Raw genomic sequence first — 22996 nt, forward strand, 5'->3', positions numbered from 1 at the left:
CTTATTGAGAAGCAGCAAGCTTATTTTGGTGGTAATTTTCCGCTGCTATGCAGCCCCATATGATGCCCAGCAGCAAAAAGAAGTGCCGCCAATGGTCGGTATCGATCACATTGCCAATGACGATGTGGCCGATGAAAATTATATAAGTGCACAACAGATATGGTTGCCACGGGCGGTTGCGAAATAGAATTTTCAAACCAGCGCCCAACGTCCAAACCATAAGCGTGACATAGGCAAAAAAGCCAAGCCATGAATAATCAAACAGAGCTTTGAGCCAGATATTATGTGTGTCTTCGCCAAACATCTCACCGAATTCAAGAATACCAATGCCGAACGGATGCTCCGTCGCCATCATATATCCAATCCAGTGGCGGGCAAATCGTCCCAGACGCGCGCCATCATAATCCTGCACCAATTGAGCACGTGTGAAAAAGACATCGCGCACGGCTTCAAATTGAAGCGCTATGAGAAGTGCAACACTAACCGCGATTAGGGCGGTTATGGCCAGAAGCGTAACGCGCACACGAAAACGGCCCGACGGGTTGGATATCAGAAGCGCCGCTGTTAGCAGGAGTGCACTCAGAACAAAAAGCCCCCAGCCTGCGCGTGAAAACGATAGAAATATACCAAGCGCAATGACAAGAAGCATCGCCATATAGGACAGTGATTTGATCGCGGGGCGTACTAAAATTTGATGCAAGCAGAAAAGCGCTGGTAAGCACAAAAACGGCGCAAAAACATTGGGGTCCTGAAAGGCACCTTTCGCGCGGCCAAAGCGCAAGAAAAGGTCAGCACTAGGCATTGCGCCGAAATAGGCAAGAATACCGATTGTGCCTGTAATGACAGCGGCAGCCATATAACCAGAGAAAATGACCCTAAGCAGGCTTGGCCTTGCAGCAACGACGGCGGCAAAGAAGATTGATGTCAGCCCAAGGAAAAATGAGACGGCGACATAAATAACTTGGCTCGACCAATTATCCATCGTCATCAACGAAACAATGCCGCCGACATTGAACAGAAGTATCAGGACAACGAGCGGTGAAATAGAGGCTGGAATTTTAAGCCCTAACAAAGCCCAAACGCCAATCAGGCCAGCCATGAAAAGTTCATAAGGCGCTGGTTCAGCAATAACAAATCCGCTTAAAAAGGCACCAGTCCATAACGCGAAACCGCTTAAAATCGCGATCAAAGCGCGATTTTTTTCAGCAAGCGTCAGGCCGTTTGGGGCACCGTAATGTAAGCAGGTATCGGTCAATAGGCATTATCCGATTTTGTGAACAAGCTGATGGGCGTCATGAATAAGATGCGCAAATCAAACATCAGCGACCAGTTTTCTATGTAATAGAGATCGCATTCAGTGCGCATTTTGATTTTGTCATCATGGTCGATTTCACCGCGCCAACCATTGATCTGAGCCCATCCGGTAACACCGGGTTTAACACGGTGTCGTGCGAAATATCCATCAACGACTTCACCGTAAAGCTTTTCACGTGTTTGCGCGTGAACGGCATGGGGGCGAGGTCCAACAAGTGATAGGTCACCGCGCAAAGCGTTGAAAAATTGCGGTAATTCATCAATTGAAGTTTTGCGAATAATGCGGCCAACTGGGGTTACGCGCGGATCACCTTTCGTGACTGCGTTTCTCGCCGATAGATCCTGTTGTTCCACATACATTGAGCGGAACTTAAAAACACGGATAATCTCATTATTAAAGCCATGGCGTTCTTGCACGAAAATGGCCGGTCCCTTTGAAGTCAATTTCACAGCAAGATAGGCACCCAGCATAATTGGTGAGAGCAGCGTGATGCCTAAGACAGAAAAGAAAATATCAAAGGCACGCTTTGCGACAGAATCCCAATCGCGAATAGGGCGGTCAAAAATGTCGAACATAGGAATGTTGCCGACATAAGAATAAGTGCGTGGGCGGAAGCGCAAATTGTTTGAGTGTGCCGATAGGCGGATATCAACTGGGAGAACCCACAGTTTTTTCAGCATTGCCAAAACACGATCTTCTGCATCAAGCGGCAAAGCAACAATCAGCATGGAAATGCGTGCACGGCGTGAAAATTCCACCAATTCTTCGATATTACCAAGTTTCGGGTATCCGGCGACAATTGGCGGTGAACGCACATCATCGCGGTCATCAAAGAGGCCGCAAATGCGAATGTCATTATCGGCTTGTTGCTCAATCGAGCGGATCAGTTTTTCAGCAGGCTTGCCGCCGCCGACGATAACCGCGCGGCGTTCCATGATACCGTTGCGGCCCCATCTACGAACACAAAAATTGAGCATGAGACGTTCAAAGAATAGGAAAATGACCCCGCCAATATACCAAGAGGCGAGCCAAACGCGCGAAAAGTCTTCTGAAATTTTCAAGAAGAAAGCGCCAATCAATAAGATAGCAAAGGTCGATGACCAAGCCAGTAGAACTTTTGGAAATGTGCGGAAAGAGCGCCGAAGTGCATTGGTTTGATAAAGGTCGAGCACCTGAAAAAAGGTAATGGTGAGGATTGCGCCAATGGCAGATGATAAAAGGTAATGCCAAGCCAATCCGTTTGCCACAGGCGTCCATTTCACGCCGACATAGACGACCATAATCGCAATGCCGATCGCAAAAAGTACAATCGCTTCACCCAGCCGCATAAAGCCGGTCAGCATCGCAGGCGATACCGTATCCACACGGTATTCAGCGGCAATACGCGCTGCAAGATCGTTCAACTTGCCGGGTTTAACGACTAGTCCTTCGCCGTCGTCATAATTGGCGACAGCACTTCGAGAGAATTTTTCTTTTGGATCAATATTGGTCATTTGTTTGCATACCCACGGGGCGGTTGTGAGGATAATAGAGCCGCAACCCTAAGAAACGCTTGATAAAAGCTGTACCATTCGACTTATTTTCGTCGAGACTTCGCTTTGTAATAGGCTTCAAGTACCCAGTTTGACATTGTGTCGATTGAGAATTCGCTTTTTAAATCAGTATGATCAGGCATACGCGCCATAAAATCATCAGGATTTTGAGATGCAAATCGCATTCTGGCCGTTAAAGAATCGACATCAGGCTCAATGAGCACATCTTTTGCCTTTCCAAAGATTTCAGGAATGCCGCCAACATTGGTCGCGATCAGTGGACGCTGTGCGGCCAAGGCTTCCAAAATAATATAAGGCATCGCCTCAGCACGCGAAGGCATAACTACGGTTTTAGCCAGTGAAAACGCTGTTCGAGCAGGCATTGGCGGGCGCAACGTCACATTGGTTTGCAGTTCACGTTCTTTTATGAGGGCATGAATTTCTTCGCGGTCAGGGCCTTCGCCGACCATAACAGCGCTGATGTTTTGCGCGCCTTCAGCTTTTAATCTGGAAAGCGCACGCAGCATAAGGTCTGGCCCTTTGAGCATTCGCATTTCGCCAATAAACAAAAAGTCGGCGGCATCATCGGCAAGCGTGATGGGCTCGAACTCATCTTCCGCAAGCCCGTTGTAAATAACCCGTGACGGGCATTTTGGCGTGCCAACTTTGCTGCGATAAGCGTTAGCCTCAAAGTCGGCAACAAAGCAAAGGCAGTCCGTTAGTCGTTCGAGAAACTTTTCAATAATGAAATAAATTTTGCCATTTTTACTGGCAGGGTCGAAATGAAGGCTGCCGCCATGGGGCGAATAAAGCCGTGCAGGGCGTCCGTGATCGGTGCTTATTAGCGAGCCGCTAATACGGGCGTAAACACCGCCTTTTGCGCCATGCCCATGCACAACATCAGGGCGCAGCGATTTAATCAGATTGCGAATCTTTATTGTCGAAGTGATGTCAGATGGCCCAACACTTCTGCTCATTGCGGTGCGCGTAATTCCCAAAGAAAGATGAGGTTCAAGCTGTTCAAGCAATGCTTCATTATAGCCTGCCGGACCACTGGCATCGCATATAATACCAACCTCATGGCCAAGCTTAGCATGCGCAAGTGCAAGGTCTCGAACATGGCGCAATACACCGCCCATAGGTGCGCGCAATATATGGACGATGCGTAAGGTTTCTGGTTTATGCACTGGACTAGAAAATCCGTTCGCGGACATAAACAGTATCGCCTGGCATAACGGGATCAGAAATGAGAACCCGTCCGGTCATTACTTTACCATTGATTTGGCGTGTAATATCCGCGTTGCTCTGATTGGCACGTGAAGAAAAGCCACCTGCGCCAGCAACGGCCATTTGCACTGTCATGCCCGGCCGATAAGAATATTGGCCCGAAGCGCCAACTTCACCCATTACAAAGATTGTACGGTATGCGGCAACTTCCGCAGAAACGTCAGGATCGCGTAAGTAACCATTGCGCAAAGATGCTGCGATTGCGCCTTCGATTTGTTGGACAGTGCGTCCGCGTGCTGCGATTGCGCCAACCAGCGGGAATGATATGTAGCCTGATTTGTCGACATTATATGTATTGGTCAAATCGTCTTGACCAAACACGGTAACCCGAATCTGATCTCCGGCATCCAACATATAGGGTTGATTGATGATATCGTGAAATGCGGGCGGTGCAGGGCGGTAACCTGTGCAAGCACTTAAACTCGCCAAAGCAATGCTTAGTGCGATCATTCGTGTGGTTGTTTTCATACTCATCATAACGCGTTCCGGTCAGAATCTGCGCACGTTGCGCAATAAAACTCAGCTCCTTTATCGCGCTGTTAAGGTTAATGGCTGGTAAAAAACTGGTCAAAGAGCGGTCAATTCCTTGGCGTAGCCGCCATCATCGCCCAAAACTTAACACTTCAGTTATCTTTGCGAACAAAGCTTTAAGGGCAAGTTTACTCTATGGTTACCATGTTGCTTTAGAGGTGGGTGGGTAAGTGTTTAGTCGTTAGTATTTTGAGTTGGAGTTATGAGTATGTCGGATCAAGTCCAGTCACGCGACGCCGATATTGATATGGGACGTTTGTTCGGTGCTATTTGGCGCGATAAATTCCGTATTATTATCATCGCCCTCATACTCACAGCCGTTGTTTTTGGGTTGCTGAGTATGGTTTCTCCAAAATATAAAGCGGACACGCGCGTATTACTGGATTTAAATGAATCTGTTTACACCCGCCCATCGGCAGAGAACCAACCAGCTGATCAGCCTATAATTGATGCTGAAGGTGTTGCCAGCCAGATCGAAATTATTCGCTCATCCGATTTGTTGCTCAAAGTTGCTGAAGAGTTGAAACTTGGAGACAGGGGCGAGTTTGACTCAACACGAAATATTTCCGCCCTTAAAGAAGGCCTTATCACATTTGGTTTGGCCGCTGATCCGCGTGAATTGCCAGCAGAGCAACGCGTTCTAAAAGCGATGCGTGATCGTTTGGAAGTTTATTCTGCTGAACCTGCTCGCGTCGTCGTCATTGAGTTTGAATCCTCAGACCCTGAGCTTGCCAAGGCCGTCCCGAACGCTATTGCAAAAGCCTATGTGTCACTGGAGAGCCAATCTCAGCGTGATACGAGCGGGCAGGCGGCTGACTTTTTAGCCTCTGAAATCGCACAGCTACAGCGCAGCCTATTTGAAGCGGAAACGCGGGTGGAAGACTTCCGTGCTTCAAATGATCTCTTTCAAAGTGAAAATGACAGTACACTTGCGACCCAGCAACTTGGCGAATTAGCATCAGAGCTATCGCGGGTTCGCGCCGAACGTTCAAGTGTTGAAGCGCGTGTTCTGTCTGTTGAACGGGCTCTAGAAAGCGGCGCTGCTCTTGATACATTGCCGGATGTGATCTCTTCACCGCTCATTGAACGTTTGAGCGAGCAGCAGGTTCGTTTGAACGCACAAATTGCAGATTTATCAACGACGCTGCTGCCGGAGCATCCGCGCATCAAAGCATTGCGATCTCAAATTAACGACCTCAACGAGCAGGTGCGTGAACAAGCTGAACGTGTGCTGCAAGGATTGCGCAACGAGGCTTCTATCAACCGCGAGCGGGAACAAGATCTCATAAGCGCATTGAACGAGCAAAAAGCTGCCACATCGCAGGTAAGCGGACAGGAAGTCGAGCTTAGAGCGCTAGAGCGTGAAGCTGCTTCACAGCGCGCATTGCTTGAAAGTTATTCCTTGCGATTCCGTGAGGCAAAATCGCGCGGCGAGCGCGAAGATGTGCCAGCCAAAGCACGTATTATTTCTCCGGCTTTAACGCCGATTGAAGCTGCGTTTCCAAAAATGGTTCCACTCTTGGGCGCAACATTTGTTGGCTCGCTCATCATTATGGTTCTTGTGACATTAATGAGCGAGTTGTTTTCTGGTCGCGCTTTGGTGCCTGTTGCTGCGGCCCGTGAGAGAACTGATGAAGATAATGTTGTTGCGATGCCAGTTGCCAATAATGTGCCCAAAAGCACAGCAGCCGTTTATCAAAAACGCGAGGAACATGTTCCTGAACCAGAATATATAGCGAATGATAATTTCTCGGTTGCTTCGCTTGCCAATCAACTCATCGAAAAGGGTGCCGGCCGTGCCATTATTGTATCGCCAGAAGGTGATGCAGGTAGCATGTGCTCTGTAAGCCTTGTTCGGCATTTGGCAGATGAAGGGTTGCGAGTTGTTCTCGTTGATCTAACGGGCACAGCTGCATCTTCGCAGCATATGCTGGCTGACTTTACATTGCCCGGTATTACCGAGCTTCTAGCGTCGCAGGCGCCTTACTCAGATGTAATTCACTGCGATGCGGCAACACGGGCCCATATTATCCCGACTGGCAATGCAGATGCTGTTTTGGCAATGCGTGCGATTGATCGCTTGCCCATGATTATGGATGCGCTGAGCTCTGCTTACGATCTTGTTGTGGTTGATTGCGGACCAACGGATGCTAGTGGTCTCAAAAGACTGACAACACCAGATAGCGAAATTGTCATATCGATGGTGGAGCCAGATTCAAATCAGGTTGTTGCAGCTGCAGAAGATCTGGTTGCTGGCGGCTATGAGGATGTGTTGATTGTCACGTCAGGCAATGTTGATGCGCCGTTGCCTCCGACATCAAATCGATATCACGCATAATCTAAATGATTGAGTTAGGTGCTGAACAAGCGTTCAGCGCCTAAACAAATTTCCAACATGTTTGCGGGCAGTCTTCACTTTTGCCCATATGAATGTGTTGGTCTTAACGGCTTTTACAATGCGGCCGCGAAGAATACGCAGCGTGGTTTTAAGCTTACCTTGTGCGCTAATTGGAATGTGGGTTTCGCGGTGCCATGTTTCGATTTCACACCAGCGGCGTTTATAAAACTCATCACCAACGCCAAAGTCATAAATATCATAGCCTCTTGCACATGCTGTTTCGATTGAATTGAAAAACAACAAATCGCCTGGACCGCAATCTGCGAACTTTTCTGCAAAAGTGCCAAACTCAACGGTTTGACGTCCTTTATGGTGTGTGCATCCAATGATAGCCGCAGGTTCATCATCACAATAAACGGCCTGTAATGTGTGTGTCGGTTTATCGAGCGCACAGCTGTCTTTAAACATTTTACCAAACATATTGCGAACGGATTGATCGGCAAAAACGTCACAAAGACCAAGCTCTTTGAACCGTGCCGTTTTCATTTCATAGAACGCATCGAGTACAGCTTCGATATCATCGCAAGGTACTTGTTCAACATAGCGCACAGTACCAATCATCTCTAACTTGCGCATATGGCTGCGTTGCCGCTTGCGCTTGCGCTTGCCGTGATGACGCTCTTGAACGCCTTCAAATCCGCCCTCAAGGCTTAGCGATAACGCTACATTCGGGCTGGCTTGACTGCTTTCGAAAACAAATGGGTTCTTGATGTCATCCCATTGCTCATGTTGACGTTCAAGAAAGAGAGCATCCGCCGCACAATTGAGATTTCGCAATTCTTTCGATATTTCTGAAATCGTAATGCTTGATAGAGCGAGAATATCGTCGCGCTTTCCGACGGGAAAATTACCGTTCGCATGAGAATCGCCGCAATAGATTGCCGTCTTCTTAGCCTGCAACTCCAATGGTAATAAAACATCGCCATGGCCATGCTTGTTGAAAATGAGAAAGAGTGGTTTGGCTGTTTCGTTAGAAAGCCACGCGGACAGGAATATTTTTGTTTGGTAACCGGTTGTCACGACATCATCAGATAATTGGTCGACATAAGACAGCGCTTCTTGTCTATCCGTGATCGCACGAACTGAGAAGGCTGCGCGTGTTCGGGTCTCCCGATCACTTGTGGCCATAGTATTTTCTACTGTGTGTGACATATCCAATCCTGTTTGCGTAAGGATTGCATGTGCAAGTTTCAAATGTTTTAGCGTTTTAAGTTTGCTGCTTGATTTAGCGCGTTTCCACCGTAATCTTTCAAAATATGGTTTTTGAAACGTTACTGGGTTTATTCAAATTCTATTGGTTGTTTCTCTCAATTTCTTTTTTGCTGGGTTTCAGCATCCAAGAAATGACAAACATCGCAGGGACCACCCATAAAAGACCAGAAAGGCCGAAAAACGCTAAATGGATATACCATTCGCTATCGGCCAGTCGGTATGTGGCCACAGTGGTGGCAACCAATGCGTAAACAATCACCATTGTTACGAGCAGAAGCATCCCGATAAAAGATTTTAGGCGTGTCGGCATTAATTCGTCCCAATTGGTAATATTCGTTTCCTGACCTTTGCCATCAAACCGAGGCGTTTGGCAACAAATGTCCGCGACAAACCGACACTTGTATGAAGGTAGCTATTTTGCGAAATAGCGCGTTACATAATGAATGGAAATTACACTCATGTCACAGCCAGAACAAAATAGCCTTCAGCGCGAATTGAAGAACCGAAAAATGGTGCGCCAGTGGCTTTATTTCACAGCGTTGATGTTGCTGTGTCTGGTTATTGTTGGCGGTGCGACGCGCCTGACCGATTCTGGCCTTTCAATCACAGAGTGGAAACCAATTCACGGCGTTGTGCCGCCATTGACCGATGCTGCTTGGGAAGAGGAGCTGCAAAAATATCGCCAGATTCCTGAATATCAGCTGGTCAATAAAGGCATGTCGATGGATGAGTTCAAATTCATCTTTTGGTGGGAGTGGGCACACCGCTTTTTAGCGCGCAGCTTGGGCCTCGTCTTTGCATTGCCCATGGCATTCTTCTGGGTAACAGGCAGATTAGACAACCGTATCAAAAAGCCGCTTGTGGGCTTGCTTGCCTTGGGTGGTTTGCAAGGCTTTATCGGCTGGTGGATGGTGTCGTCAGGTTTGAGCGAGCGGGTTGATGTGAGCCATTATCGTTTGGCAACGCATCTTTGCATGGCCGCATTGATACTCGCGCTTATAATGTGGGTCGCACGCGGCATCGCTCCGCATCGCAATGATCTAAAGCCAACCGCCAATTCATCATTTGTGGCTGGTGTTTTAGCCATATTGATCTTCTTGCAAATCTATCTCGGCGCGCTTGTTGCCGGCATGGATGCAGGACTTGTCTTTAATGAATGGCCAATGATGGGGAATGGTTTTTTCCCATCGGTAATGTGGGAAGCATCGCTGGGTTGGCATAATCTGGTCGAAAATCCGGCAATTGTGCAGTTCGTTCATCGCACGGGTGCCTATGTCGTTTTGGCCGCCGTTTTGCTGCATACCATCATTTGTTGGCGCTGGGCCGCTGGTTCAACACATACATGGCGCGCGACAATGCTTCTTGTCTTGGTGATAGGTCAGGCGATTGTTGGTATTGCAACGCTGCTAACGGAGGTTCAGCTGGATTGGGCACTCGTGCACCAAGGCTTGGCGTTTATAGTTCTAGCATTTGCGGTTGCGCATTGGCGCGGGCTTGTTGGGCCGCTACCGCTAAAAGATGGCCGTGCACACACGCACGGCCTCACTTAAATTAGGCTTGAAGCATCAGGTTGAGGTTTTGAACAGCTGCGCCTGATGCGCCTTTGCCCAAATTGTCCAAGGAAGCAATAAGGTTGATTTGCTTGCCGTCTTCACGCGCGCAAACATAAAGCTTCATGCGGTCGGTTCCCGCCATTTCAGTTGGATCAATTCGCGCCAAACCGTCAGTTACATCGTTAGGTACAATCTCAACGATGTCTTGGCCTGCATAATGAGCAGCAAGAGCCTGATGAATAGTTTCGCGGGAGGCACCATTCATCGCATCTGTATGCAGCGGAATATTGACCAACATGCCTTGAGCAAATCGGCCAACATTTGGCGTGAAAATTGGATCAAGCGTAAGCCCGCTACGCACTTTGATTTCAGGCACATGCTTGTGCTTCAAACTAAGCGCATAGGCAAAATAAGGGGCCTCTATCGCGTCATCACGCTTAGCATCTTCCATCTGCGCAATCATCTGCTTGCCGCCGCCTGAATAGCCAGAAACCGCATTTATCGTCACCGGATAAGTGCTGGGTAATAGACCCGCTAAGGTGAGGGGACGCAGCAGGGCAATCGCGCCTGTTGAATAACAGCCCGGGTTAGTAACATTTTGCGCGTGGATGATTTTTTCGCGCTGGCCCGGCTCGCTTTCTGCAAAACCATAGACCCAGCCATCTGCAATACGGTGCGCAGTTGACGCATCAATAAACCGTGTGCCTGAACCTTCAGCCAGTGCAACAGCTTCGCGCGCAGCATCATCGGGTAAACATAGAATCGCAATATCAGCATCGCGCAGCATTGTTGTTCGCTTTTCATTGTCGCGCCGATCTTCCATCGCAAGCGACAAAAGATTGATGTCATCGCGTGCAGCAAGCCGTTCTGCAATTTGCAAGCCTGTGGTTCCGTGCTCGCCGTCAATAAAAACTGATTTAGTCATTTTGATTCTAATTCCAAAAACTTAGCCGCATTTGCGGAATCAATGTGTGAACTACTTCTTCTTCTGTTCAGCAAGCAGGCCCAAATAATACATAGCAACAGAAGCGCCCGCGATTGCCGTGATATCGGCGTGATCATAGGCTGGGGCAACTTCTACAATATCTGCGCCAACAATATTGAGTGAGCCAAGGTCGCGCAATACGCCAAGCATTTTCGCCGTAGATGGACCACCTGCCACAGGGGTGCCAGTGCCAGGTGCGTAGGCAGGATCAAGGCAATCAATGTCAAAAGTGATATAGCACGGCATGTCGCCAACGCGCTCTTTGATTGCTTTTACAATCTCGGCGATACGCATCTCTTCAACATCATAGCCATACAGCATTTTAATGCCGCAATCTTCTGGCGCATGAGTGCGGATGCCGATCTGAATAGAATGCTCAGGGTCAATCGTTCCGTCGCGCACAGCGCGTCCGACAAATGAACCATGGTCAATGCGCTTGCCATCATCAAACCAAGTGTCCTGATGGGCATCAAACTGAATAAGAGCCATTTTCCCATATTTGGCAAAATGCGCTTTTAAAGTCGGCCAAGTAACATAGTGGTCACCACCGATTGTGATGAGTTTGGCACCAGATTCAACAACTTTTGCCGCTTCTTTTTCAATGCGTTTTGGCGTCTGGCTGTGATTGCCATAATCTAAAAGAACATCGCCGCGATCAACGACAGCCAGATTTTCAAACAAATCTGCATCAAACGGATATTGCGGATCATTATCAAAAATTGCTGAAGCACGCCGTACTGCTTGCGGACCAAAACGCGCGCCAGGGCGGTTTGATACAGCAGCATCAAAAGGCACGCCCATTACAGCGACATCAACACCGCTGAGTGATTTAGAATATTTGCGGCGCATGAATGACAACGCACCTGCATGCGTAGGGTCTTCTGCTGCTGCATTGAGATTGCGTGCTGTAAAAGCGTTGTCGATTTTGGTCGATGGCATGGGATTATTCCTATTGATGCCAGCGATATAAGACAAAGCGCAGCGCTATTCCAATTAAATTCGAAGTTTATAAGGGAAGATATAAAAAAAGCGGGGCTGAAAAGCCCCGCTCAATGCAGCTGACAATAAATGCCAGTTTATTTTTATCGTTTTGAGAACTGGAAAGAACGACGGGCTTTTGCGCGACCGTATTTCTTACGTTCAACTGTACGGCTGTCGCGTGTTAGGAAGCCGTCTGGCTTCAGAACGCCGCGCAATGATGGTTCCATATATGTCAAAGCTTTTGAAATGCCGTGACGAACAGCACCAGCTTGACCAGAAAGACCACCACCAGCAACACTGATTACGATGTCGTATTGTGTTTCGCGGTTCGCTGCGATGAGCGGCTGCTTAATAACCATCTGCAAAACAGGACGGGCAAAGTATTCAGTAAAGTCGCGTGACTTAACTGCTTTGACCTTCTCTTTGCGGGCTTTAGAGCGAACATCGCGCTTTTTAGGCTCACCAACGATTGTGATTTTACCAGAACCTGGCTTCAACCATACACGTGCGACAGCGTCTTTACGCTTGCCAGTTGCATAGGCACGGCCATATTCATCAACTTTTTTCTCGTAAACCGGTGCAGCTTCAACAGCAGCTTCGGCAGAGATAGCGCCAGTTGCTGCGCCCAGTTCTTCAAGTGAATTAATTTCAGCCATTTGGATCAACCAACTTTCTTGTTCTTGGAGTTCATTGCGCCAACATCAAGCGTTTCTGCTTGTTGAGCTGTGTGTGGGTGCTCAGAGCCAGCGTAAACGCGAAGGTTTTTCATCTGACGACGACCAAGCGGACCACGTGGGATCATACGCTCAACAGCTTTTTCAAGAACGCGCTCTGGGAAGCGACCAAGAAGAAGTTGGTCAGCTGTGCGCTGCTTGATGCCGCCTGGGTGGCCTGTGTGCCAGTAATAAATTTTGTCGCTGCGTTTTTTGCCTGTGAAGACAACTTTATCAGCGTTGATAACGACAATATTGTCACCATCATCAACATGCGGTGTAAATGTAGGCTTGTGCTTGCCGCGAAGGCGGTGAGCAATAATAGAGGCAAGACGACCAACGACGAGACCTTCAGCGTCGATAATCAGCCACTTTTTCTCCACCTCGTGAGGCTTCTGCGAAAATGTGCGCATAAGAGTTTCCTTTAGATATCCGTCACCAGTCGGTTCAGGCTTTTTTTGTTGCTTGTATTTGGGATGCAAATGGATCGCATATTCCAAAAAATAAACCGCACAAAACAGAAGCTTTGCGCGATAGAGCTGCGTTTACTGAGGGTGAGGGGCACTGTCAAGTGATATTGAAAACGTCAAAACGTAAATGTTAAGCAAAAACAGTGGCTTAATAATGTGGTATTATTTTACCGTATGATTATTTCGATGGAATTGAATATGTTGCCGTTGCTTGGGCCACAATCGTCTTATTTTCATCCAATATATCGCAATTAACAACAGCAAGCCTTTTGCCAAGTTTGAGCAAGGTCGAGACGCAATTAAGCGGGCCGGGCTTAGGCTTATGCATGAAGTTGATATTGAGATTGGTCGTAACGGTGTGCTTCATCGGGCCGATATGAGCCAAAATAACCAGATAAGCACAAACATCTGCCAGCGCGAAAAGTGTTGGCCCTGAAACGGTGCCGCCGGGACGTAAATGCCGCGCAATTGGGTCAAGGCGAAGCGTTGTTTTTGCTGGAGAAACATCAACGACTGAAAATACACGGCCATCGACATGAACCTCTGAAAACTGCGTATCAAGAAAATGCTCAATTTCAGAAGCAGTCATCACTGGTGTGAGTTCAGTCATTTTAATTCTCCGGTCTCGGTGTCAAAATCGTTCCGATAATGAAATATGAAAAGTAAATGGCAATGAGCACCTGAGAGGCGATCATCATATTATTATTGACGGATTGCGCGCCAAGGACACCAAGGCCAACAAATGATGCAAGCGCGAGCCCCATAAGTATGCGCATAAACAGGCGTCGTCCTTTTGCTTTTGGGGTTCCTATAAAGATTGCAAAAACCGGTATGACGAGCATAATACACAGCATGATGATGCCGCCAATTTCATTGGGAATGGCACGCAGCGCTGAATAAAACGGCAAAAGATACCATTGCGGCAGGGCAGGATCGTTTGCCGCAGCTGTCGCGGAAGTGTCGGCTCCGCTAAATAGTACGCTTCCTAAAAGCAGTGCGAACATCAAAAGGATAGCCAACACAACAATTCGCTCCAGCGTGCCTTCGCCATGACTATTGATTTTGAAATAGGCAGTCATGCTCGCCCCAAGTATCAGTAAGAAAATCAACGCGCCAAGATCAGAAAGATTGAGGCCAATAAGCGTCATATTTTGTATAAATTTACCGATATAGGGCCCAACAGTGGGAGCGGTGGTAATGCCGGAAGATAATTGGCTGGCTGGGATAAGGTAGCCTGAGAACCTTATTGCCTCGCTCACGAGCAGAGCCAGAACCAATAATATCCATGTGGTTTTGCGCGATCCGCTAAAATTATTGCGCGCGATACAAAATCCCATATGCACGAATGTTAGAAGATAGAGCGCCCCGATAATGAAATCCGTTTCACCGCGAAGCCATGCAAGCGTTGTGTTCAGCGCAACAAAGGTCAATGCACATAAGTGCAGCGTCGAGACGCTCCAAAAATCATAGCGTTCGTTGCTGACTGTGTTTTGTTGAGCGCTCATACGAACAAATCCATTATAACAAGTCGTCGGCCACCCTTGTCACTTGGAGCATGACACTGGTAGTTTGAAATCGATATTCAACTGGAAGCTAAAGCCATGTCAGCCGCCCCGCAATCAGAAAATGAAATTCTATTATCGCTGCAAAAAGATGCCATTTTGCATTTGACGCTCAACAATGGTTCAGCGAACACATTGTCGATTGCGTTGATGACAGCATTGCGTGATGCAATTGTCGCCGCTGGCTCTGATGATAGCGTGCGCGTCATTGTCATTGGTCATGCGGGTAAAGTGTTTTCCGCCGGCCATGATTTAAAAGAAATGACAGCCCGACGTGCAGATGCAGATAAGGGGCAGGCGTTTTTCACGCAGACATTTGATCTTTGCTCGGAGCTAATGTTGGCAGTCAATGAATGTCCAAAGCCCGTAATCGCGGTCATTAATGGCTTGGCAACGGCCGCAGGCTGCCAGCTGGTTGCAACATGTGATTTGGCAATCGCGACGGACAAGGCAACCTTTTGCACGCCGGGTGTTAATATCGGCTTGTTCTGCTCAACGCCAATGGTCGCTCTCACGCGCAATGTTCACCGCAAACAAGCAATGGAAATGCTGCTGACAGGTGAAACCATTGAGGCAGGCGATGCCAAAGAATATGGCTTGATTAACCGCATTGTACCTGAAGATTATCTCGATCAAGTCGTTACCAAATACGCCACGATGATCGCTTCAAAATCACAAATGACGGTAAAAACGGGCAAGCAGGCATTTTATGCGCAAGCCGAGATGGGACTTCGTGAAGCCTATGATTACACATCCAAGGTGATGACGGAAAACATGCTGGCAGGCGATGCATGCGAAGGCATTGAAGCTTTTATAGAAAAGCGTGAAGCAAAGTGGAGTGACCGCTAATGGTTTTTGAACCACGTTTGACGATGATAACGCTTGGTGTTGAGAACATTGAACGCGCCAGCGCATTTTATGAAAAGCTTGGCTTTAAAAAATCATCCGCCAGCCAAGACAGCGTCACTTTCTTTATCACGAACGGTACGGTTTTAGGGCTGTTTGGTAAAGCGGCTCTGGCTGATGATGCAGGTGTCGAAGATATGCCCGTGCAATATCGCGGTGTTTCGATTTCCCATAATCTTGATGATGAGCAAGCCGTGGACGAGGCGTTTGCGCATGCATTAAGCTGCGGCGCTACGGCCACCAAACAGCCTCATAAAACGTTCTGGGGTGGCTATTCAGGCTATTTCGCAGATCCCGATGGTCATCTTTGGGAATTAGCACATAATCCATTTGCGCCACTTGATGAAAACCGCAACATGCCGTTGCCCGAATAATTTTTGCCGGAGTAATACTTTTTGGACCACGATATTTATGAAGATGCGTTTTTGCGCGATGTGCTGACCACAGTGAAAACCATCGCAGTCGTTGGCGCGTCTGCTAACCGCGACCGACCTAGCAACCGGGTGATCGGGTATTTGGTCGACAAAGGTTACACGGTCTTTGCCGTCAATCCGGGTCATTCAGGCCGTATCATCAACAAAGCGATGACTTACGCATCCCTTGCCGATATTCCGGAGCCGATTGATATGGTAGATGTATTCCGCGCGCCGGAGCATTTGTTCGGCGTGATCGAAGAAGCGCTCGATCTGACGCCGCAGCCTAAATACATTTGGTCACAGCTCGGCGTGCGCGATGATAAAGCGGCACTGTTTGCTGAGGAGCAGGGGCTGGTTGTTGTGCAAGACCGCTGCCCTGCCATTGAGATACCACGACTGAGGCTTTAACCAGATTATAATTTCACCAAATTGCTTGAAATGCATGTATATGCTCGCCCATTCGAGCTTTGTTAGAATATCCTTCCTTTGCAAAGGCGAGCAATTGTTCAATAACGTATACATAAATTTATTTAGGAGATGAATATGGCGCCTCACACACCCGGTTTCGACACACTCGCAATTCATGCTGGCGCATCGCCTGACCCGACGACGGGTGCACGCATTACGCCAATTTATCAGACAACAGCCTATGTTTTCAAAGACACAGACCATGCAGCTAAGCTTTTTGGTTTGCAGGAATTTGGCAATATCTACACACGGTTGATGAACCCAACGACAGCAGTGCTCGAAGAAAAAGTCGCAGCATTGGAGGGCGGTACAGCCGCTCTTGCATGTTCATCTGGCCATGCCGCTCAATTGTTGGTTTTCCACACGATCATGAATGCAGGTGATAATTTCATCGCCGCAAACAGACTTTATGGCGGTTCTATCAACCAGTTTAATCAAGCGTTTAAGAACTTCGACTGGCATGTGCGCTGGGCCGATATGGACGATGTGTCCACGATTGAAAGCCAGATCGATGAGAATACGAAAGCTATTTTCTGCGAAAGCTTGGCGAACCCAGGCGGCATCGTCACCGATCTTGAGGCTGTTTCAGCAGTAGCTAAAAAACATGGCATTCCGCTGATCGTCGATAACACAATGGCAACGCCATATCTTATTCGCCCATTCGAACATGGTGCGGACATTGTTGTTCATTCATTGACTAAATTCATCGGCGGCCACGGCAATTCTATGGGCGGTCTCATCATTGATGGCGGCACATTCGATTGGTCTGCAACAGACAAATACCCGATGCTTTCAAAGCCGCGCACGGAATATGCAGGCGTTGTGTTGCATGAAGCACTTGGCAATATTGCGTTTGCAATTGCTTGCCGCGTGTTGGGTATGCGCGATTTTGGTCCCGTGATCTCTCCGCAAAACTCATTCAATATTTTGACTGGTGCAGAAACCTTGTCATTGCGTATGCAGCGTCACTGCGACAATGCGCTTGCGGTCGCAAAACACTTGAAATCACATGATAAAGTGTCGTGGGTGCGTTATGCCGGTTTGGAAGATGATCCCTACAATGCATTGCAAAAGAAATATTCGCCAAACGGGGCAGGTGGTGTTTTCACTGTCGGCCTAAAGGGCGGCTATGATGCAGGCGTCAAATTCGTGGAAAGCTTGGAGCTAATCTCCCATGTTGCTAACCTTGGCGACACACGCTCGCTTGTTATCCACCCAGCGTCAACAACGCACCGCCAGCTGACGGACGAGCAACGCGAAGCAGCAGGCGCTGGCAATGATGTGGTTCGACTTTCAATTGGTATTGAAAGCGTTGACGATATTATTGCTGATATTGATAAGGCGCTTGGCTAAGCCAGGCTTCAGACAACTTCAAGGCGGGGATTGCCCCGCCTTGGACACGTTGCATTCGTTGAGATTTAAGCTTTGCTTTCTTTAAGCGCGACAGCTTCGCTATCTTCTTCAACGCAAAGCATATGCTGACGTAAATAGAATTTACGTTTGCCTTCCACATATAAATCCAGAAAGACGTTCTCGCCACTAATGGCAGACATGAGGCCAGGTGTTGAACCCGGTGTAATTTCGCATTTAAGCTGCTTGCCGTCTGTAAATGTTATGATGGCTGGAAGGCGTGATTTTGAACTGCCGAACATATGCGTTTAATCCCTTGCTGACTTGAGCATGGATGATTAGCGCAAGATTGTTAAAATTCGTGCCTACAAAAATAGCGTATCCGACAAAACCGGATACGCTATCTTGATTGTTGCTATTGCATATCACCAAAGGCAGCTTGCATCCGCGCCACGGCATCTATGATTTGTGCGCGTGGGGCCGCAAGGTTAAAGCGCTGCCAGCTTTCGCCGCCTGAGCCAAATGTAGGTCCATTATTAGTGGCAATCTTGGCATCTTTCTCGATGCGCCTTGTAAACTCGGCGCGGTCCATGCCTGTGCCTGAAAAATCAACCCAAGCAAGATAGGTTGCTTCCAAATTCATCGAGCGAATACCGGGGATGGCATTGATGCCTTCATCAAAAATACGTTTGTTTTCTGATAGATAGGCGAGCAGCGCTTCCAGCCATTCATCGCCGCCATTATAGGCAGCTTCTGTCATGCCAATACCGAAGCTGTTTGGCGAAATGCCGTTGGCTTTTAGCGTTGCGTCGAACTCGCCGTGAAGCTTTTTGTCTTCAATAATGACATTGCCGCAATGACCGCCCGCCATGTTGAATGTCTTTGAACTCGCCGTCATCATGACAAGGCGTGATTTGATGTCTTCGCTCACCAAGCTCATGATTGTGTGTTTGGCATCGCCAAAAACCAGATCATGATGAATTTCATCAGACACTAAAATTAAATCATGCTTGATGCAGAAATCGCAAATTTCTTTTAGTTCGTCTTTTGACCAGACACGTCCACCCGGATTGTGCGGTGAGCAGAAGATGAGCATTGTCTCATCGCCCTTAAGGCTCTTTTCCAAGCCTTCCATATCAAGCACATAGCGCCCAGCTTCATTAATCAGCGGGCTTTCATGCACACGGCGGCCATTGGCTTCAACAATGCGTGCAAAGGCATGATAAACCGGCGTAAACAGGATAACGGCATCATTTGGCTTAGACCATGTTTGAACGCAAAATGCCGTAGCGTTGACGAGGCCATGCGTCGTGAAAATCCACGCTGGGTCAACTTTCCAATTATGGTGGCGGTCCATCCAGTTTACGATGGCGTTTTTGTAAGAGGTTTGATCGCCATAATAACCAAAGACACCGTGATCGACCATTGAGTTCAGCGCATCAAGAACCGATTGCGGTGGCTTAAATTCCATATCGGCCACCCACATGGCCAAGCCTTCGTCGCTCGCAATGTTGTACGTGCTCTCAAGCGCGTCCCATTTGGCGCAATTTGTGCCAATGCGGTTAATCTGTTCGTCAAAGTTCGGGGTGGTCATGAATGCCTCTTTGTCGTCTATGAAATGAGAACTTTATCAAGTCCGTGAAAATGGAAAATGTCGCGATATTGCGGCGGTGTCGATAGTTTTAAATCCGGTACGCGTTCAAACAATGTACGCAGTCCTATTTGCAACTCAAGCCGCGCCAGCGGCGCCCCAATGCAAAAATGAATGCCAGCGCCGAACGATACATTACCTTGGAACGAACGCTCAGGATTAAACTGGTCTGGTGCCTCGAACTTGCGCGGATCGCGATTGGCAGCCCCCAAGAGAAGTCCGATCTGTTGACCTTTTTTCAAAGGAATAGATGCACCATCGACTTCAAGTGTTAGATCATCAAGGCAATAGCGTGTGAACATATGCAGCGGCGCGTCATGGCGTATGCATTCTTCGACCGTCGCAATCGTTGAAGCATCACTTTCAAATAGTTTTGAAGGACTTATGCCGCTTTCTAGAATCGTTTTCACAGCATTGCCAAGCTGATGAACCGTTGCTTCATGTCCGGCGTTAAGCAGCACGACAATCGTTGAAATCAACTCATCTTCCGTCAATCGGTCACCATCTTCTGTGGCGGCGATGAGCGTTGAGAGCAAGTCATCTTTCGGTGCCTGCTTATGCTGCTGGATGTGATGACGCAGAAAATCGGCAAAGTCTTTCGACGCTTTGTCCGCGGCTAATTCATCGGCAGGCGTTGGGTCCAGCACATACATTTTCACGATGGCGTGCGACCAATCGAGCAATTGCTGGCCAGCATCAACGGGAACACCCAGCAAGCGGCAGATCGTCGTGAGGGGAAGCGGCGTTGCGTAATCAGCCAAAAGTTCAGTCTCGCCGCTAAACTTATCCGCAAGTTGCAGGCAAAGGTCTGTAATCTGCGGGCGCAGCAATTCGACCTGCCGTGATACGAAGGCGCGGTTCACTAGTTTGCGCAAACGTGTATGGCCCGGCGGCTCAAGTTCCAAAAGTGAATGGCGCTCGACATCATCAAAGTTTTTCAAATGTTGAGGGCGCTCTGGCCAGCCAAGTTCTTCGCGGGTTGCCACATGCAGTATTTGTCGTCCGAAGCGGCGGTCACGAAACAAAGCATTGACGGCGTCAAACCCTGCCAGACACCAAATGCCATATTCTTCCCAAAAGAAAACCGGATGACCAACCTCAAACAAGGCGGCATATGCAGCATAGGGGTTCTGAACGAAGGCTGACTCATGTGGATCGATGGATACATGGGGCCCAGACGGCTTCAACGTAATTTTAAGGTAATTTGGGCAGGTGGTCATGAAAATAAATGATGTGAAAGAGGGGTAGGAATGGAATGTATAAACCACCTTTAAACCAAATTCCCATACCTACCTTGCGAAATAGGGGTTTGACACCCTATTTATCAGGAACAGATTTAAATGATTCCCGAAATGTCTATGAAGTCGGGAATTAGAATTATCATTTTGCATTCGCAAAATTAAACATGAAATCAAGCTAACACGCCAAAGGTGATAAATGAGCAATCCAATTGAAACCGCGATGAACCTTGTGCCGATGGTTGTGGAGCAGTCCGCACGCGGTGAACGCGCCTATGATATTTTTTCACGCCTTCTTAAAGAACGTATTATCTTTATCACGGGCCCGATTGAAGATGGTATGGCGACACTCGTATGCGCGCAGCTTCTTTTTCTTGAGGCAGAAAACCCGAAAAAAGAAATCGCAATGTATATCAACTCACCAGGCGGTGTTGTGACAGCCGGCATGGCGATCTATGATACAATGCAGTTCATTAAACCTGCCGTGTCTACACTTTGTACAGGTCAGGCAGCGTCCATGGGCTCGTTGCTTCTTGCAGCTGGCGAAAAAGATATGCGCTTTGCATTGCCAAACGCATCAATCATGGTGCACCAGCCATCAGGTGGTTATCAGGGACAGGCAACGGACATTATGATCCACGCCAAGTTCACAGAGCGCTTGAAACGTCGTTTGAATGAGATCTATGTCAAACACACAGGTCAGGACTACGACACTATTGAAAACGCACTAGAGCGCGATAACTTTATGTCTTCTGATGAAGCACAAAAATTTGGCTTGATCGACAAAGTGATCACGTCACGTGCGGCGATCGAGAGCGAAAGCGCTAAGTAATCGTCTGATTTAACGCATATTGCGTTGTTTTAGACGTTAGTGCGGCAATTGTGACACGCCTTTGCGATTGCGTATTTGCGCAATCGCGTTAAATTTTGGACGCGTTAATGTGTTGGTTACAAGATGTGTGGTCACATGTTGATACGAATCACGCTGGAAATGTTTTGCGTCCAGTTAAATAGTATCCGTTTACCTTATGATCGGTAATAGCGGGACAAATAGCCCCTAAAGGGCAAAATCCGGCATAGTAGAATATGCTGCGAAACATAGGGACGAATTGATGAGCAAAGTCGGTAATAGTGGTGGTGGAAGTTCAGGCGGAGACGCAAAGAACACACTCTACTGCTCTTTTTGCGGCAAGAGCCAGCATGAAGTGCGTAAACTAATTGCAGGACCAACCGTCTTCATTTGTGATGAATGTGTTGAATTGTGTATGGATATCATCCGCGAGGAAAATAAATCCTCTGTGGCTAAATCGTCCGAAGGTGTGCCAACACCGCAAGAGATTTTGGGTGCGCTAGATGATTATGTCATCGGCCAGCCTTATGCGAAACGCATTCTTTCTGTTGCTGTTCATAACCACTATAAGCGTTTGGCACATGCCGAGAAAAACGATGATGTGGAATTGGCGAAATCTAACATTTTGCTGATCGGCCCAACAGGTTGCGGTAAAACGCTTCTCGCTCAAACGCTAGCGCGTGTGATTGATGTGCCGTTCACAATGGCCGATGCAACCACACTGACAGAAGCTGGCTATGTGGGCGAAGATGTTGAAAACATCATTCTCAAACTGCTTCAGGCATCTGATTATAATGTTGAACGCGCGCAGCGCGGCATCGTTTATATCGATGAGATCGACAAGATTTCTCGTAAGTCTGACAATCCGTCTATTACACGCGATGTATCGGGCGAGGGCGTACAGCAGGCACTCTTGAAAATCATGGAAGGCACTGTTGCTTCCGTGCCGCCGCAAGGTGGCCGTAAGCATCCGCAGCAGGAATTCTTGCAGGTTGATACATCAAACATCCTGTTTATTTCAGGTGGTGCATTTGCCGGTCTAGACCGTATCATTTCTGAACGCGGTAAAGGTACGTCCATTGGTTTTGCCGCTTCGGTTGAAGCGCCGGATGAACGCAAAACAGGCGAACTCTTCCGCAAGGTTGAGCCAGAAGATTTGCTACGCTTTGGTTTGATTCCTGAGTTCGTGGGCCGTTTGCCGGTTCTTGCAACATTGGAAGATCTCGACGAAGAAGCGCTTATCCGCATTCTGACCGAGCCCAAAAATGCAATCGTGAAGCAATATCAACGTCTCTTCTCTATGGAAGAAGTCGAGCTGACATTCCACGAAGATGCTTTGAGCGCAATCGCGCAAAAAGCAATCGAGCGCAAAACAGGTGCTCGTGGTCTTCGCTCTATTATGGAAAGCATTTTGCTGGACACAATGTTCGAATTGCCAGCGATGGAAGGTGTACGCGAAGTCGTTATATCTGACGAAGTTGTTCGCGGCGGTGCGCGCCCACTTTATATTTATGAAGAGCGTGCCGAAGAAGCAGAGAACGCTTCAGCTTAAAGAGCGAGCACTATTAAATTTTAAAA

At 48.1% G+C, this 22996-nt stretch carries 23 protein-coding genes; 8 read left to right on the forward strand and 15 right to left on the reverse strand.

Annotated features, from left to right (window positions below; all coding sequences use genetic code 11):
* Window position 1: 1 nt before the first annotated feature.
* The 4 genes from C504_RS0101785 to C504_RS0101800 all read right to left on the reverse strand — a co-directional run bounded on the left by C504_RS0101785 (window position 2) and on the right by C504_RS0101800 (window position 4602).
* Window positions 2-1255, reverse strand: coding sequence for an O-antigen ligase family protein (locus C504_RS0101785; protein WP_018687586.1), 1254 nt, complete (start codon window positions 1253-1255; stop codon window positions 2-4).
* Window positions 1252-2808 carry an undecaprenyl-phosphate glucose phosphotransferase gene (locus tag C504_RS0101790; RefSeq protein WP_018687587.1) on the reverse strand — a complete coding sequence of 519 codons (1557 nt, stop codon included), beginning with the start codon at window positions 2806-2808 and terminating at the stop codon, window positions 1252-1254. The genes C504_RS0101785 and C504_RS0101790 overlap by 4 nt, the downstream gene beginning before the upstream one ends.
* 83 nt (window positions 2809-2891) lie before the next feature.
* Window positions 2892-4061, reverse strand: coding sequence for a glycosyltransferase (locus C504_RS0101795; RefSeq protein ID WP_041951481.1), 1170 nt, complete (start codon window positions 4059-4061; stop codon window positions 2892-2894).
* Window positions 4039-4602, reverse strand: coding sequence for a polysaccharide biosynthesis/export family protein (locus tag C504_RS0101800; RefSeq protein WP_026317141.1), 564 nt, complete (start codon window positions 4600-4602; stop codon window positions 4039-4041). Before C504_RS0101800 ends, C504_RS0101795 begins: the two co-directional genes overlap by 23 nt.
* A gap of 271 nt (window positions 4603-4873) precedes the next feature.
* On the opposite strand from C504_RS0101800, the gene C504_RS0101805 reads away from it, so the two are divergent.
* Window positions 4874-7003: a GumC family protein gene (locus tag C504_RS0101805; RefSeq protein WP_018687590.1), complete on the forward strand. Its 2130-nt coding sequence runs from the start codon at window positions 4874-4876 to the stop codon at window positions 7001-7003.
* Between the two features lie 33 nt (window positions 7004-7036).
* Here the strand turns inward: C504_RS0101805 and C504_RS0101810 are convergent, their stop codons facing one another.
* Window positions 7037-8215, reverse strand: coding sequence for a GNAT family N-acetyltransferase (locus C504_RS0101810; protein WP_156815826.1), 1179 nt, complete (start codon window positions 8213-8215; stop codon window positions 7037-7039).
* 139 nt (window positions 8216-8354) lie between these two features.
* Window positions 8355-8585, reverse strand: a complete 231-nt coding sequence (locus tag C504_RS0101815; protein ID WP_018687592.1) for a DUF2842 domain-containing protein — start codon at window positions 8583-8585, stop codon at window positions 8355-8357.
* 148 nt (window positions 8586-8733) lie between these two features.
* Between C504_RS0101815 and C504_RS0101820 the strand changes: the two genes are divergently transcribed.
* Entirely contained in the window at window positions 8734-9825 is a 1092-nt protein-coding gene (locus tag C504_RS0101820) for a COX15/CtaA family protein (RefSeq protein ID WP_026317142.1), read from the forward strand.
* Between the two features lies 1 nt (window position 9826).
* Here C504_RS0101820 and argC read toward each other — a convergent pair whose 3' ends face one another.
* From argC to C504_RS0101850, 6 genes are all read right to left on the reverse strand, one after another.
* Entirely contained in the window at window positions 9827-10753 is a 927-nt protein-coding gene (argC, locus tag C504_RS0101825) for an N-acetyl-gamma-glutamyl-phosphate reductase (RefSeq protein WP_018687594.1), read from the reverse strand.
* Between the two features lie 51 nt (window positions 10754-10804).
* Complete coding sequence (speB, locus tag C504_RS0101830) at window positions 10805-11752, reverse strand: agmatinase (protein ID WP_018687595.1); 948 nt, start codon at window positions 11750-11752, stop codon at window positions 10805-10807.
* 143 nt (window positions 11753-11895) lie between these two features.
* Window positions 11896-12450: a 30S ribosomal protein S9 gene (gene rpsI, locus C504_RS0101835; RefSeq protein ID WP_018687596.1), complete on the reverse strand. Its 555-nt coding sequence runs from the start codon at window positions 12448-12450 to the stop codon at window positions 11896-11898.
* Window positions 12451-12455: 5 nt separating this feature from the next.
* Window positions 12456-12920 carry a 50S ribosomal protein L13 gene (gene rplM / locus C504_RS0101840; RefSeq protein ID WP_026317143.1) on the reverse strand — a complete coding sequence of 155 codons (465 nt, stop codon included), beginning with the start codon at window positions 12918-12920 and terminating at the stop codon, window positions 12456-12458.
* Window positions 12921-13155: 235 nt separating this feature from the next.
* The gene (locus C504_RS0101845) at window positions 13156-13587 is read right to left on the reverse strand and encodes a PaaI family thioesterase (protein ID WP_018687598.1); all 432 of its coding nucleotides are present in this window, start codon (window positions 13585-13587) and stop codon (window positions 13156-13158) included.
* Window position 13588: 1 nt separating this feature from the next.
* A complete protein-coding gene (locus C504_RS0101850; protein WP_018687599.1) occupies window positions 13589-14482 on the reverse strand; it encodes a cytochrome b family protein in 894 nt (297 codons plus the stop codon).
* Between the two features lie 96 nt (window positions 14483-14578).
* Here C504_RS0101850 and C504_RS0101855 point away from each other — a divergent pair, with 96 nt between their 5' ends.
* From C504_RS0101855 to C504_RS0101870, 4 genes are all read left to right on the forward strand, one after another.
* Window positions 14579-15388, forward strand: coding sequence for an enoyl-CoA hydratase (locus C504_RS0101855; protein WP_018687600.1), 810 nt, complete (start codon window positions 14579-14581; stop codon window positions 15386-15388).
* Window positions 15388-15819 (forward strand): VOC family protein, encoded by a 432-nt coding sequence (locus tag C504_RS0101860; RefSeq protein ID WP_018687601.1) that lies wholly within the window; start codon window positions 15388-15390, stop codon window positions 15817-15819. Before C504_RS0101855 ends, C504_RS0101860 begins: the two co-directional genes overlap by 1 nt.
* 21 nt (window positions 15820-15840) lie before the next feature.
* Window positions 15841-16269: a CoA-binding protein gene (locus C504_RS0101865; RefSeq protein ID WP_018687602.1), complete on the forward strand. Its 429-nt coding sequence runs from the start codon at window positions 15841-15843 to the stop codon at window positions 16267-16269.
* A gap of 135 nt (window positions 16270-16404) precedes the next feature.
* Window positions 16405-17682, forward strand: a complete 1278-nt coding sequence (locus tag C504_RS0101870; RefSeq protein WP_018687603.1) for an O-acetylhomoserine aminocarboxypropyltransferase — start codon at window positions 16405-16407, stop codon at window positions 17680-17682.
* A 65-nt stretch (window positions 17683-17747) separates the two neighbouring features.
* Here C504_RS0101870 and C504_RS0101875 read toward each other — a convergent pair whose 3' ends face one another.
* From C504_RS0101875 to C504_RS0101885, 3 genes are all read right to left on the reverse strand, one after another.
* Complete coding sequence (locus C504_RS0101875) at window positions 17748-17981, reverse strand: hypothetical protein (protein ID WP_018687604.1); 234 nt, start codon at window positions 17979-17981, stop codon at window positions 17748-17750.
* Window positions 17982-18094: 113 nt separating this feature from the next.
* Complete coding sequence (locus tag C504_RS0101880) at window positions 18095-19273, reverse strand: MalY/PatB family protein (RefSeq protein ID WP_018687605.1); 1179 nt, start codon at window positions 19271-19273, stop codon at window positions 18095-18097.
* 17 nt (window positions 19274-19290) lie between these two features.
* Window positions 19291-20550, reverse strand: coding sequence for a cytochrome P450 (locus tag C504_RS0101885; protein WP_026317144.1), 1260 nt, complete (start codon window positions 20548-20550; stop codon window positions 19291-19293).
* Window positions 20551-20767: 217 nt separating this feature from the next.
* Between C504_RS0101885 and C504_RS0101890 the strand changes: the two genes are divergently transcribed.
* Entirely contained in the window at window positions 20768-21400 is a 633-nt protein-coding gene (locus C504_RS0101890) for an ATP-dependent Clp protease proteolytic subunit (RefSeq protein ID WP_018687607.1), read from the forward strand.
* A gap of 280 nt (window positions 21401-21680) precedes the next feature.
* Window positions 21681-22970: an ATP-dependent Clp protease ATP-binding subunit ClpX gene (clpX, locus tag C504_RS0101895; protein WP_018687608.1), complete on the forward strand. Its 1290-nt coding sequence runs from the start codon at window positions 21681-21683 to the stop codon at window positions 22968-22970.
* The last annotated feature ends 26 nt before the right edge of the window (window positions 22971-22996 follow it).

This window comes from Ahrensia kielensis DSM 5890 (genome assembly GCF_000374465.1).
Classification (GTDB): Bacteria; Pseudomonadota; Alphaproteobacteria; order Rhizobiales; family Rhizobiaceae; genus Ahrensia; species Ahrensia kielensis.